Origin of the sequence: Acinetobacter sp. 5862 (genome assembly GCF_024494585.1) — a bacterium.
GTDB lineage: Bacteria > Pseudomonadota > Gammaproteobacteria > Pseudomonadales > Moraxellaceae > Acinetobacter.
Genome location: NZ_JANHGP010000059.1, coordinates 1 through 13,469, shown reverse-complemented (window position 1 = coordinate 13,469; position 13,469 = coordinate 1). Strand labels below are relative to the sequence as shown.

At 37.8% G+C, this 13,469-nt stretch carries 9 protein-coding genes and 4 pseudogenes; 5 read left to right on the top strand and 8 right to left on the bottom strand.

What is annotated here, in order from left to right:
• Positions 1-243 precede the first annotated feature (243 nt).
• The 4 genes and pseudogenes from NO346_RS11860 to NO346_RS11845 all read left to right on the top strand — a co-directional run.
• On the top strand, positions 244-696 hold the full coding sequence (locus NO346_RS11860) for a hypothetical protein (RefSeq protein ID WP_256415278.1): 453 nt from the start codon (positions 244-246) through the stop codon (positions 694-696).
• A gap of 177 nt (positions 697-873) precedes the next feature.
• Positions 874-1,539, top strand: coding sequence for an RluA family pseudouridine synthase (locus NO346_RS11855; RefSeq protein WP_005218885.1), 666 nt, complete (start codon positions 874-876; stop codon positions 1,537-1,539).
• A gap of 375 nt (positions 1,540-1,914) precedes the next feature.
• A pseudogene (locus tag NO346_RS11850) lies at positions 1,915-2,241 on the top strand (transposase); the annotation flags it as partial.
• A gap of 51 nt (positions 2,242-2,292) precedes the next feature.
• Positions 2,293-2,442 (top strand): annotated as a pseudogene (locus NO346_RS11845) (IS5/IS1182 family transposase); the annotation flags it as partial.
• A 71-nt stretch (positions 2,443-2,513) separates the two neighbouring features.
• Here the strand turns inward: NO346_RS11845 and NO346_RS11840 are convergent.
• Positions 2,514-2,777 carry a Txe/YoeB family addiction module toxin gene (locus NO346_RS11840; protein ID WP_004907133.1) on the bottom strand — a complete coding sequence of 88 codons (264 nt, stop codon included), beginning with the start codon at positions 2,775-2,777 and terminating at the stop codon, positions 2,514-2,516.
• Positions 2,764-3,027 (bottom strand): type II toxin-antitoxin system Phd/YefM family antitoxin, encoded by a 264-nt coding sequence (locus tag NO346_RS11835; RefSeq protein ID WP_000557943.1) that lies wholly within the window; start codon positions 3,025-3,027, stop codon positions 2,764-2,766. Before NO346_RS11835 ends, NO346_RS11840 begins: the two co-directional genes overlap by 14 nt.
• Positions 3,028-3,442: 415 nt before the next feature.
• On the opposite strand from NO346_RS11835, the gene NO346_RS11830 reads away from it, so the two are divergent.
• Positions 3,443-6,790 (top strand): DEAD/DEAH box helicase, encoded by a 3,348-nt coding sequence (locus NO346_RS11830; RefSeq protein WP_256415277.1) that lies wholly within the window; start codon positions 3,443-3,445, stop codon positions 6,788-6,790.
• Positions 6,791-6,807: 17 nt separating this feature from the next.
• On the opposite strand, the pseudogene NO346_RS11825 reads toward NO346_RS11830, so the two are convergent.
• The 6 genes and pseudogenes from NO346_RS11825 to NO346_RS11800 all read right to left on the bottom strand — a co-directional run.
• Positions 6,808-7,569 (bottom strand): annotated as a pseudogene (locus NO346_RS11825) (type II toxin-antitoxin system HipA family toxin); the annotation flags it as partial.
• Positions 7,570-7,625: 56 nt separating this feature from the next.
• A complete protein-coding gene (locus NO346_RS11820; protein WP_256415276.1) occupies positions 7,626-8,885 on the bottom strand; it encodes a type II toxin-antitoxin system HipA family toxin in 1,260 nt (419 codons plus the stop codon).
• Between the two features lie 4 nt (positions 8,886-8,889).
• On the bottom strand, positions 8,890-9,192 hold the full coding sequence (locus tag NO346_RS11815; RefSeq protein ID WP_256415275.1) for a helix-turn-helix transcriptional regulator: 303 nt from the start codon (positions 9,190-9,192) through the stop codon (positions 8,890-8,892).
• Positions 9,193-9,398: 206 nt separating this feature from the next.
• Positions 9,399-9,524: pseudogene (locus NO346_RS11810) on the bottom strand (transposase domain-containing protein); the annotation flags it as partial.
• Between the two features lie 107 nt (positions 9,525-9,631).
• The gene (locus NO346_RS11805) at positions 9,632-9,994 is read right to left on the bottom strand and encodes an antitoxin Xre/MbcA/ParS toxin-binding domain-containing protein (protein WP_005403920.1); all 363 of its coding nucleotides are present in this window, start codon (positions 9,992-9,994) and stop codon (positions 9,632-9,634) included.
• Positions 9,995-10,124: 130 nt separating this feature from the next.
• Positions 10,125-13,310, bottom strand: coding sequence for a site-specific integrase (locus NO346_RS11800; RefSeq protein ID WP_256415274.1), 3,186 nt, complete (start codon positions 13,308-13,310; stop codon positions 10,125-10,127).
• Positions 13,311-13,469: the final 159 nt, after the last annotated feature.

Here is a 13,469-nt window from a genome sequence, read left to right as displayed (position 1 = left end):
CACTTACCCAAGTTACGCCTTAAATTTGGCTCAATTAGGGGCGCTTTGCATTTCAAATCTTTGTGCAACAAAGCCCCAATCAGATATAAATAATAAAAACCCGATCAATGAATTTAAATATAAGTGTGAAATAGGTCTTATAATATTTATTTTTTGAATATAAACTCCTGTTTTTATAATAAAAAACAAAATGATATAATTGAAATTAGAAAATTGATCATATTGGAAGAGGTCATAAAAATAATGAAAGAATTCGATCTTAAAATACGTTATCCGCATCAAACTAATCGAAATGAAGCTGATCATTTGGGTGCTTTTGATTTAGAAACGATCGTTGCTCGTTTCGATGAGATGGGATGGCGTCAGCAATTGGTTCGTCAGTTACAGCTAGATGGTGTAAGTACCAGCTTTATTGTACGAGATGATTACACTCAACAAACCTTACGCATCACAATAGATGCCTTTTCACAAACACAGCAGCTTGAATTTAAATTAGAAAGCGATATTCCTGTGTTTATTCCTAAAAAAGATTTATTCGGATTGGTGACACGTAAGAGCAAAGACACGATTTCTTTTAATTACTTAACGTTGAGTCGTGCCAAAGAATATTTGATTACTTTTTTAAATCGAGACATTGCAACTTTAGAGCAGCTTTATAAAGACAGTTTAAATAAAGCGATAAAAACAGCATCATAAAAATATACGAGTTAATGTCGTAACAATAATAATCAAAACAGGCAACGGCATTAACTCTAGACATCTACAATAACATTTCAATAGAACGAGTTCTCTGTTCAGGATTTCATCTCAAAATTCGTTTTTGGCTGAGAACTCGCTATAATTGCCCCGCTTTATTTAGAACCTTTACTGCTCATGCCCCTAAATGACAACTTTATTTATCTACCGCCGCAAGATCCACTTGAGATGATCTATGAGGATGAAGATTTAGTGGTGATTAATAAGCCAGCAGGGCTATTGTCGGTCATGGGGCGTTTGCCTGAACATCAAGATAGTGCGTATTTGCGCGTTTTAGCACAATATCCTTCTGCTAAAGTGACACATCGTTTAGATATGGCAACATCAGGATTGTTGATGTTCGCGAAACATAGAGATGCTGAAGTTGCGATTAGCAAAATGTTCCAAGCACGAACGGTTAAAAAATATTATGTGGCACTTGTGCAAGGACAGATTCAGCAAGACGGCAGTGTGGAAGTGCCCTTGATTACCGATTGGGAAAATCGTCCTCGTCAGATGGTGCATTTTGAATTGGGAAAGCCTGCCAAAACGCTATTCCAATCGATTGAGTATGACGTGACAACGGATCAAAGTAGAGTCCGTCTGGAACCAGTGACAGGACGCTCACATCAGCTTCGTGTACATATGATGCATATTGGGCATCCCATTATGGGCGATAAACTTTATCATCCTGAACCTGCCAAATTCCATTTTAAACGTATGGCATTGCATGCCACCTATCTTGCTTTCCAACATCCATTAAAACAATCTGCGATCGAGCTTGAGTCGGTAGTTCCTTTTTAAAGTATGCTCACAAGAGCATTCTCAAAGAAAAGCATAGTATGGCTAGTCAAATTTGAAGATCTATAATAGATTATAAAATCATATAATGTTTTGAGCCTTTGTTGGATGAGATGGATGCGAGTAGTTAAAAATATCCACCAACCTTGGCAAGAGTCACCGACATAAAATACACTAAATAACATAATTGGTACGTTAATAAACTCTATATATAACAGTTATATAGAGTTTTTATTTTGTGTGATGTAATTTAAGGTGGGGTGGGGTACTTTGATTTCGGGTCACTAAATTATTGTGATAATCAACAATAATAACCAACATATATATGCTTAATCTAAGGGTATTTTACTGACTGGTATAATTTTATAATGAGAGGGGTGTTGCCAGTTGATCACAGATCGAAATGCCCATGCGATTATTCCACCCAGAAAAAATGCGAAGCCTTGGAAAGATACAAAAGTTAATTCGCTAGAGCGAAATGAATTACTTCGCACTGTTAAACGTTTAGGCAGGACACTATGGAAAAAATGGTCGGGCTACCATCAGCGAAGTCTGGTAGAAACCAAGATGCACTGCATCAAATTATTAGGCGATAAGCTCAGTGCTCGGAATTTTGATAGCCAAGTCAACGAGATTCATGCACGTGTGGCCATCTTAAATAAGTTTACGGAGCTCGGCCGACCTCACACCCAAGTTGCCACTTAAATTTGAATAACTTAGGAAAGCTTTATCTTTAAAATCTTTATGCAACAAAGCCTTGGAAAAATACGAGTTGTGATCGAACACATTAATAGTCAATTGAAAAAATTTAGAATATTAAGTGAACGCTATCGAAATAGACGGAAAAGATTCAGTTTACGCATTAACTTAATTGCTGCACTCGTAAACCGGATAAACTTGAAATAATCACTTTCGCAAGAGATCTGGTCAATAAGTACTTATAAAATATTCTCTCATACTAAGAATAGGGAATATTATTAGTAATGGAACCGACATTGAACAATGGAAATTCGTTCATCCGTCACTTCATAAACTAATCTATGCTTCTCATCAATTCTACGGCTCCAGAATCCTGAAAGATTTGCTTTTAAAGGTTCTGGTTTTCCAGTTCCTTCAAAGGGTGTTCTTTGACATTCTCTGATTAAGGTATTGATACGTTTGAGTATCTTTTTATCCTGTGTTTGCCAATAGATATATTCATCCCAGGCATTTTCAGTCCATTCGACATTACGACTCGTCATCTTTAATCAACTCTCTTTGTTTGGTTTTACCTGCGCGTAATTGAGCAATTGATTCGTTTAAACGAGTGGTATTATTTGGAGATGAAAGGAGATACAACGTTTCCATTAAACTGTCGTAATGATCTTGTCCCATTACTACAGCATGACCGCCTTCTTTTCTTGTAATGAAAGCGACATCTGCATCATCAATAACTTTATCTAAAACAGATTTTAAGTTGTTACGTGCGTCTGTATATGTAAATACATGCATATATTTCTCCCTCATAAAGTAAGCTGTATTAAAACGCTACTGACTAGATGATAGTGATTGAACTTTACAATCTATAATGTACAGGATTCTGTACATATTGTCAATGTTGTAACAGTTTTATATCAAATAGGCTTTGTTGCACAAAGATTTCATAACTATATGATTTTAAAAGTTTTGATTATTTTTTGATCCAAAATTAAATTTATTTAAATCAGTTGCTTACATATTTATGCAACAAAGCCCCAGCCAATAGAAAAAACACCAAAGTTCACTACCAGATAGCGAGTTATAATTTAAATTTGAGTGAGTTGGGGGATGCTTCAAATTATAAATCTTTGTGCAACAAAGCCCTACTATTCTGAAATGACAGCTTTGTCCGTTATAATTGTATAAACATTTTTAGTGTCTGGTAATCATGTCGTCATTGATCAATTTTCTATCTCGCTTTAGTACTGCAACTCTTCAGCGCAGTCTGAGCTATGCTAAACACATTGATAGGGAAACGATTGAGTTCTTTGAGGACAAAGACGGGGTTACGATGTATGCCCAAATTGAAGGGACAGATTATTACGATACCGCGATTACCTATAATCTTAAAAAAGACCGTTTAATCGATGACGACTGCACTTGTCCGGTTGGATATAACTGTAAACATGCTGCTGCTTTAGCGCGGTTATTCTTTCAAGAATATCGTCAGGAATTTCAGCAGCGTTATGCTGACTCTCAATCCCCGCAGGGAATCGCAAAACGCCAACGGGGGGATGATCAAGCGCAGCGCTGGTTGAATGATTTTAAACGGTATTTACAACAGACTGAACCAGAGCAATCTGTCAAAACAAACAATTATTTAATTTACCTGCTAGATCAGTCGGTCAGCTTAAAGAAATTGACAGTTGATGTTCAGAAAGCCAGACGCAATAAAAACGGCTCAATTGCGGGGGAAAGTTATTATACCCAATATGAAAATATCACCAGAAAGCATCTGACTTTACCTGAACAAAAACGACAATTATTTAACCAGATTTATTATTATGCCAAAATAAACAGTGACGAACGCTTTTATCAAAGCAATCTTGATATCTCAAGCATTTTATTGGAGCATTTCAAATCTTTTATTCAAAGTGGCGATGTGTACTGGCAAAAAAAGAGCCATACTGCACTTCAATGGTCAGAACAAGGCTATCACATCGAACTGATCTGGCAACAAGGTATAAACAAACAGACTGAGCATTTAAATATTGAATTAGTCAATGGTGATATTCGACTCGATTTAAAATCAAATCCTCATATTCAGATTCTCGCGAGCCAGCCACCGTGTTATGTGGATATTCAACACAACACGGTGGGCCAGTTATATGGTGAATATACGGCAAATCTTCTGTACCATTTTTTACAGATGCCTGATCTTCCATCTATGCTCTTGCCAGAGTTTGAGCAACTGACTCATCAATATTCAGACGTGAAAAATCTGCCTCGGCCCGAGTCTATTCAGCATATTGATGTCCTTGAGGGTAGTCCCCAGCCAATTTTACGCTTCGGTGTTTTAGATAAATTTGATTGGAAATTAGAGGAGTCTGTTTGTGCTGAAATTGAATTCTCCTATGCAGGCGGAAGAATAAAAGCTGGTACATCAGGCGACAGTTTTATTGGTGAGCAGCATGGAAAAATGGTGCGACAGCTTCGGGATTTAGTTCAGGAACAACAGTCAATCCAGCGTTTACAGCTGTTGGTCGAATCACTGAAGTGGGTGAAAGATCTTAGTTATGACCAGCAATTAAAACTGGATAAACAACGTCTTGATTCTATGGTTTTTGCTTTCTATGGAGACTGGATCAAACAGCTGATGCCCATCAATCAAATTGAATTGATGGGATGGCAGATAGAGCATCTGGAACACAGCCCATTTAAGCTGCAATATGTTGAAAATTTAAATATTTCTATCACTGAATCTGAAAGCCAACAAGACTGGTTCAATATCGGGGCGACCGTTCAGGACAGTGCAGGCAATAGCTATGATTTACTCGATGCACTTGTGGCTTTGGTGAAAGAACAGCCTGATTTACTTGATCCACGGATTTTTAGTCATCTGAATGACAGTCAAATTTTCACCCTGAAAACTGCAGCGGATCAACCCGATTTGGCTTTATCCGCAAAGGACATTAAGCCGGTATTGTTGCATTTGCAGAGCATTTTACAGCAAGAAGAGCGCAGTATTGATCGCTATGATGCGAGTCAATTATTAGAATTGCAGCATAATCTTGGGATGACATGGCAGGTCAGTGATCGCCTGCAGCAATTTGTACAGAAATTCAAACAAGGCTATCAGCAACAACTGCCGACACCACAAGGTTTTCAGGGGGAGTTGCGTCCATACCAACAGCAGGGCTTAGGCTGGTTGCAGTTTTTAAGGGAAACCCAGCATGGCGGGATTCTGGCAGATGATATGGGCTTGGGGAAAACAGCACAAACTTTAGCCCATTTACTCATGGAAAAGCAGGCTGGATATTTGCAGGATAGTCCCGCCTTAATTGTTGCACCCACATCGCTGATGCATAACTGGTTCAAAGAAGCGGAGAAATTTACCCCTGAGCTCAAGGTATTGCTGCTACAGGGGCCCGATCGCCATCAGTATTTTGAGCAGATTCCGCACTATGATATTGTGTTAACCACATATCCGCTTCTGGCGAGAGATGAAGAGCAACTAAAGCAATATGAATATCATCAACTCATTTTGGATGAGGCGCAGAATATCAAAAATCCGCGTGCCAAAGCTGCACAGGTAGTACGGCAATTAACAGTGCGACATCGTCTATGTCTAACTGGTACACCTATGGAAAATCATTTGGGTGAGCTGTGGGCACTATTTTATTTCCTGATGCCAGGATTTTTATATTCACAAGAAATTTTTAATAAAAAGTACCGTCATCCGATTGAAAAACGCGGTGATCAGCAGTTAAGGCAAAAGTTGGTCAACCGGATTAAGCCCTTCATTTTACGTCGCTTGAAAACTGACGTAGCCAAAGAGTTGCCAGAAAAAACCACGATTGAAGTCAATATTGATATGAATGACCAGCAATCCAAGTTATATGAGGCTGTTCGTGCCACGATGCAGGAAAATATTCAGAAAATTGTGGCAGAAAAAGGCTTTAAGCGTAGTCAAATCCAAATTTTAGATGCCTTACTGAAGCTACGTCAGGTGTGCTGCCATCCTAGCTTACTAAAGCTGGATTCAGTGAAAATTGGGCAGGCAAACTCTGCCAAACTTGAACAGTTGATGGATATGGTCGTTCCAATGGTGGAAGAGGGGCGAAAAATTCTTATCTTCTCTCAGTTTACCTCAATGTTGGAACTGATTGAACAACAGCTCCATCACGCAGAAATTGGCTATGTGAAGCTGACTGGAAAGACCAAAAAGCGAGATGAAGTCATTACTGCGTTTCAGTCTGGACAAGTGCCGGTATTTTTAATCAGTCTGAAAGCAGGAGGGGTCGGTCTGAATCTAACTGCCGCAGATACGGTCATTCACTATGATCCATGGTGGAACCCTGCTGCTGAAGATCAAGCTTCAGATCGTGCATGGCGGATTGGACAGGATAAGCCGGTATTTGTGTATAAGCTGATTACCAATAAAAGCATAGAAGAAAAAATTCTTGCCTTACAGCAAAATAAAGCAGAACTGGCACAGTCTATTCTAAGCACAGATCATGAGGGAGAAGCGAAACTGACGGAAAATGATGTGATGAAATTGTTTGAGAAATTTTAGCTTGGTTTCAGATTACCCTAATCATCTGTAAGTATCTGAAAGTCTGGATGCAATTTTTTCCAATGTTCTCTTAATTTTTCTTTATGAACAGAAATCATAGGTAAGTCTAGTAATAGCACTGGCCATACTGACCGTGCTTTGTCCATGATCGCGTGAAGTTGTTTTTCAATAACACGCCATGGAACACCGACTTTTTCAGCCCATTGTTCAAAGTGTTTCATCTCAGCTAAATACCAATCTTTATTTTTGGCAAGATTCAATGCGAAATGACGCTCATTTTCAATATATACACTAGTCATCAATATATCGTATGCGGAAGATAATCTTGGTGTTCTTTTGTCCTGATAAATCATACTCCAGTTTTTTAAGTGTACATCTCCATTCGCGAGCAAAATGTTGACAAGTAAACGGCTGGCAAATTGCTGAATATCAAGAATTTTGTTATCTGAAAATTGATAAATGATCTTTCCTATCTGCTCATAATTTGTGGTGCTGTATTTCTGCTGTGGATATGCACCGAAGATCTGAGCAAAGTCTTCGATATGAATAAGCTCTGTAGTATCAGCAGTACTCTGTCTATCAAATCTTTTGATTGCAAAAGCATATTGCTCTTGGGGTAAATTTAATGGTGGAAGGTTTTGTAAGAGTGCCATATCCACCAAGCGAATCTCAGGGACATCTATTCCGACCATTTTGGCAAGGCTCATCATAGAATATTCATTTAGCGGAACAAAAGCATGTCTGGAAGAAGGAGTTTTGACAATCCAGTCCCCGAGTATTCATTTGAGAGCTACATTATAGAATAAGCTCTTCATAGAAGCTTTATGAAAGCTATTTAGTGCAATAAATGAATATTATGCTCAATCCTATTTTGGATCAGTTGGAGAGTCTCTGTTTGAATTTGTCCAGGTAATAGATTATGAGCGATATTGCTGAATCGGATTGCAACCTTACAAATCGAGCCAATAATTTCATCGACTTCTTGGGCAGAAAGTTCCGCTTCCTGAGTACCAAGTTTTACAAGAGCTTGTCGAGGAATATCCAGTGCCTCACCCATGATATCCATTTGATGATATCCACCTGGCCCTTCACAGAAAGTAACATCATAGGCAGGGGAGAGTTTCCATTGCCCATTTTGGGACATCAGAAATGAAAAGTTTTTACAATGATCATCTCGATTATTGAAGACTACATTGAAAACAGCTCGCTTGAATGCAATTGCTTTTTCGCGAACATCATTGGTGCAAAAGTGTGCAGCGCGAAGAAAGTTACTGTAGTCTAAACTCCCTGGCGATTTAAAATCAGCTCCGGTGAAGGCAGCTAAACTTTGCATAGGGATACGCATGCCATCGTGGCGGTCAAATCTCTTCGATGCAAATGCGGTTAATCCATTCGGAAGAGTAAAATATTGAGTGTCAGGTGTATCAATATCACAATGACGCAAACATTCTGCATAGACAGCTTCAATTGCACAAACTTCAGGATGCTCTTGCTGAGCGGGAAATTTGATCAGCCAAGCTTCATGTTGATGTGAGCTAACTGTTGAGAATTCGTTGGTGACAGGATCACGGTAGACGAGCGCTTTTGGCCTTGCACCTTGTGGAGATCCACCCATAATTAATAAATGCTGTAAAAATTCTGCACCTTCTCCTTTGAGAACTTCCTGAACTTCTTGAGCGAGTTTAATCAGTGGAATATTTTCAGTTAATGTTAACTCAGGTGCTGAAGGTTCAAAGGATAATGCCCCCATCGCATGTGTACTGATATACGTGAGTCGTTCTAATGGCCCAATCCGTGCTGGATTGAGTCCATTTTTTTTAAATAAGCGATCCATAAGAAGCATGCCCCAACCATCGGGCAAGGCATCATATATAGGACCTGGCAATCCCATTTGATGTGTAGGAAAGTTCGTTCTTAATGAGTCACCTTTTAATGGAAGTAGGTAAGAGGAAAGTTCTAAACCCTTACTGATCGCTTCTGCACTGTATTCAAAGGCAATTAATGGCCGACCTGTGATTGCAGTTGAGGAGACCAGTGTACCCCAAAGCCAATATTCACCCCATCCATTGTAGTAAACATTAAGTTTTTTGAGCATGGACTTATTTCCTTTTGACACGTTGGCGAGCCGTATTGCTCTCATAGCGGAGAATGTCATTTACACTGTTTAAATGAGGTTTGAAGAGTTCCTCTAATTCTTTTAATCGGCCCAATACCATGGCAACGCGTACTAAATTTTCAAATGAAACATTTCGACCAGCTTCCAGATTAGATACTGTATTCACACTAATACCAGCACGTGTAGCGACGTCTGCCTGAGTCATTTCCAGATAAAGTCGTTCTTTGCGAAGCCTTTCACATAATAACCTGACAACCTCTTCAGGTTTTTTGAAGTTTAAATCCATAATATTGGGTCTTATGTGTATATATGTATATTAAAACACAAAATAATGGATTTATATAAATAAACCATTTGATGTAAGGAAGGTGCTTTATGGGCTGATTAGATCCTATTAGATTAAAGAAGTCTAATTAGATATTTAAAATCTAAAGGAATCTAATATGTAAGCGTCCGCTGAGCCCCATAGCTATTTTAATTCGGTTCAGGTTTCTAGCGGTGTGTTAGTAATTCTTCTATTTGGGTCACTTTATGTGTCGGCAGCCTTTTCAGCACATCATTTAAATAGGCATACGGATCTAGGCCATTCAGCTTTGCTGACTGTATTATTGACGGAATTAGGCCAGACATATACATCTTGAGAAGAGGGGAAATTCTTATTCCTTGCATTTGAATTATTGGAGAGGGCCATCACTTTCAAATTTTTCTGTAATACTTTGCTTATCTTAAAGTTTAGCCCGAAGACCTTCCACCAATTGTAAAATAGAGGCCAATCCCTGAGGGTTCTGAATCTGTTCTATTGGAATGTCACTCATCAATTTATTGGGTGATCTCATAAAATGCTGCATCCAGGCTGTATCCCCACCTGTCAGAGCATCTAGTGATGTGGTAATACGGATTAAAGTGAGGGCGATTTCTCCCTGTTTTGAAGTGGGATCTAATTCAAGAGATGTTAAAGTTTTCACCGAATCTATATTGAGTGTTAAGGCTAGTTGATCCTGTGCAAGACCAAGTCGTTTAGCAGCAGCTAAAACTGCCTTAGCTAATATCATTTTCTGTTTTGCAGTTTTTTCTGATGTTGTATACATGACCGATCCCTGTTTCAGACGCTGCTAATTCATAGAGTTTATACGATTTAATTATCGTTGATTAGACATCCAATGTTTACTAAAGATATATTAAATTTGACTTTAGATAAGGAAACAACGGTTAAATTATTTAACAGCATGTGGTTGTTTTTAGACCTTCAGCTTTAAGTTCAAGAGATCGAGGTCTGCCGATACATGCTAGATGTAAGCAAAATTTAAATGCAGCAAGAGCATGACCATCTTTTACTGAGTAGAGTTGTAGACGAGGAAATTTCTCTTGAGTTGATGGATGTTTATCTATTGATGCTTTTGCTAATTTGAAAAGTTGAGGCTGTTGTTTAGCATCTAACTTTGTTTGCAAATCTTGTCCAAGTAAGTGCCAAAATTTGGCAGGAAATAAAGCCTTAACTTGGGAGTAAAAATGTTCGAGTTGATCGATATCCTTCCAGCGATAATGGATACCTGTGTGTGATGCGGTCACTCGATTCAAAAATATATTCAGGACGCATGCAATTTGTATTGGATTTTTACGAGCTATTTTCTGTAGATGTTCAAAAAAATAAGTCACCGCATGAAGCTCTTCAGCGCTATCAAGCATTGCTGGTTTTAAGTGGGTTGAGCTATCAATACTAAATAAACGTGGATTCCCTTTTTTTGATTTAATGTTTGCTAAATTTAGAGCATTTTCATACCAATAATTGACGAGTTCTTCTGGCAAGCACATACGTTGAGCTGTACTTTTAGGATCTTTAGTAGTCTCCAATATATTGAGCGTTTCATAGAAGCGTTGAAGTGAAATTTTAGAATCTTCTGTTCCAACAAAGAAAGCAAAAAAATCATGGGATTGATCTATTTGTAACGACAGTTCATCTAAAATGTCAGTAGCATTACTTTGAAGCCATTTTGTTTGATCGTTCAATAATATAGTTGCTAGAACGGCCTGGTTTTTTTCAAAATTAAAGTCTTTTTCACCATTTGTTATTTGCAAATTTTTAAACGTTGCATTGTGTCCCATAATTTTTTTAGCCAATTCATTAGTCATATCTGGATGATGTTTTAGTAGTTTTTGACCAGCTATGAGATAACTTAAATGAATATAGCTTTTGAATGTTTCAACTGGCTCTATATGTCCTAAGAGATGTGCAATAACAAACCAATGGTTTTGTCCATGTTGATTTTGAAGTAGCTCAGCTCGAATTTTTTGATATTCGTTTTCGCTATAGTCGGTTAGCTTTTGCACAAGTGGTGCATATTCACAGTTCAGTAAAAGCGATAAATGATTCGCTGCAGTGTGACGAAAAGAGTGAAAGGAGTAATGATGCCCTTTAAAGACCTGATTTAATATCAGTTTTAGGGGTACGGTGACAGTATGTTTATTCAGTTTTTTATTTTCATTCAAGTTGCTGAATAAATATAAACTTTTCTTATTCTCTAAACGTTTTTCAACAACAAAATCGCTAAAGAATTGGTACTCATCATCTTTTAGCAAAGCGTATGCAGGCACAATCCGTTCCGCACTATCCGTTTTGAGCAGATGTTGATTCCCTTGTTTTTTTGAACCATAAGGTTGAACCCAGATAGAAAATTGATTTAAACCCTCGATATCTTTTACACGTAACCCGAGTATTTCGTTAATACGCATACCAGTACGGTAAGCCAAAATATAAATAATTTTTAATAATTTATAGTGATGGTCTGAGATGGATTGGTCATGTAAGAGCTGATTTAACTTCTTTAATATGACTTGGAAGGCTGTGTGACCTATGATGCGTGCCCGTGGTCGACTTTGCGATGCAATAAATTCAAGTTCAAAATCTTCTGCTTGAAAAACAATTTGTTGAAAGGTGTGAAAGCGTTTCAACATGCGGATTGTTTGGTCTTTAGATTTTTTAAACTCAGGTCGATCTGCTTCATCAGCAAGTCGTGTATTGCTAATGATTTGTTGATAGATTTTGTTCAGCAGATCATTAATGTCATCGTCGGCATCGAAGTATTGTAAGGCATGAGTTAAAAACGGTTCTGCGATCCGGGTGTAATATGTATAGATTGAACTATCTGCGAGTTTTTGATTGTCTTGAAATGCCTTCGTGTACTGAGTTGTATCAAAATCAAAGGTGGCTGATAATTTTTTTATTTGCTCTGAACTTGGTAGATAGAGACTGATGAGCCACAAAATAATACGTTTAGAAAACTCATTAAACTGCTCTTGGTGACGCAGGCAAAAATCAATAATGAGTTCAGCAATAGGTTGGTCCGTTGATGATGTGCGAATTATTTTCAGCAAGTTTTTATGAATAAATATCACATTCTCTACTGCTTCAGACGTATTGAGATCTGGTAGGACTTTGGCTGTAGAAGAGACATTTCGTTCGGTTTCATCACTTAATTGAGTTTTAAATTTTGGGAATGCAAAGTTTTCAAACTCATGTTCTGATAAACCACACGTGAGTGTGTTTTCTAACAAACATTGTGAAAGGGCAGGGTCAACATCTGCATTCTGCAGTTGTAGCCAATTAAAATTGGCGTAGTCACGTAAAAACTTAAAAGTCTTGTTGGTGTATGGATGTTTTATTTTTTGAAAAATGAGGTGCAGATACGCATTCACGTCTAGACTGATATCACGAATTTGTCTTGTATTAAAGTGAATGAGCCAGAGTCGTGTGAGTTGATCTGGAACAAAATTACGTGATTTTCGTATTGTTTTTTCATCAACAAATAGATCGCCATAGCTTGGAGAAAGTGGCTCTAAAAAGATGATATTAAAATCGCAAATTTTTTGGATTTTTTCAGGGTTGTTTAAATGTTCGAGCAAAGCATTTAATGAAGCTGTTTGATTTAATCCACCGTATAACATTGAGCAAAGCAGAATATTCCCAATAATTTCATCATCAGAAAAAGCGGAACTATCTTGAGCAAGAATCCAGTAATCCCACAGTTTTTCGAGGATGATGTCAATTTCATGACCGGCTTGGATCCAATCTAGGGTGAAAATTGGTTCATCGCGTTTCATCTCAAAGGTGAGATAAGGTAGTGGGAGGTCTAGGTTATTACTTTTATTGAGGTCTTTGATATATGTTCGGAAGAATTCATGAGCATATTTTTTCCAGGCAAGATTCGGTGCTTTACGTTTAATAAACTCATAAATTGCAGGATAAGCTTGAATTAAGTCTTCATTTGAGAATTTTTGCTCATCAAAGTACTGTCGGAGCTCTTGTTCTGCATCGGCTCGTAGGTTCCTTTCTAATTCATTACGTTGAAGTTGACGTCTATCTTCAGCATAGCGTTTTTTTGGGATTTTTTTATTGAATGATGACATTTACTTCAATCCCGCTAATTTTAAATTGATCTTTCATTTGCTCTAAAACATTCGCAATTTTAGAAAATTGAGATAGTGATAAACGGCTTTGTTGCACAAACCTATCTGTAAAGGCTTTTTCAGCGATATAATTTTCAAATGAAGAAGCCTACACACAAA

Excerpts from the sequence above, each read along its gene's own strand:
- NO346_RS11860 (WP_256415278.1), top strand. The coding sequence starts at position 244 with ATGAAAGAATTCGATCTTAAAATACGTTATCCGCATCAAACTAATCGA.
- NO346_RS11855 (WP_005218885.1), top strand. The coding sequence starts at position 874 with ATGCCCCTAAATGACAACTTTATTTATCTACCGCCGCAAGATCCACTT.
- NO346_RS11840 (WP_004907133.1), bottom strand. The coding sequence starts at position 2,777 with ATGACGAGTCGTAATGTCGAATGGACTGAAAATGCCTGGGATGAATAT.
- NO346_RS11835 (WP_000557943.1), bottom strand. The coding sequence starts at position 3,027 with ATGCATGTATTTACATATACAGACGCACGTAACAACTTAAAATCTGTT.
- NO346_RS11830 (WP_256415277.1), top strand. The coding sequence starts at position 3,443 with ATGTCGTCATTGATCAATTTTCTATCTCGCTTTAGTACTGCAACTCTT.
- NO346_RS11820 (WP_256415276.1), bottom strand. The coding sequence starts at position 8,885 with ATGCTCAAAAAACTTAATGTTTACTACAATGGATGGGGTGAATATTGG.
- NO346_RS11815 (WP_256415275.1), bottom strand. The coding sequence starts at position 9,192 with ATGGATTTAAACTTCAAAAAACCTGAAGAGGTTGTCAGGTTATTATGT.
- NO346_RS11805 (WP_005403920.1), bottom strand. The coding sequence starts at position 9,994 with ATGTATACAACATCAGAAAAAACTGCAAAACAGAAAATGATATTAGCT.
- NO346_RS11800 (WP_256415274.1), bottom strand. The coding sequence starts at position 13,310 with ATGTCATCATTCAATAAAAAAATCCCAAAAAAACGCTATGCTGAAGAT.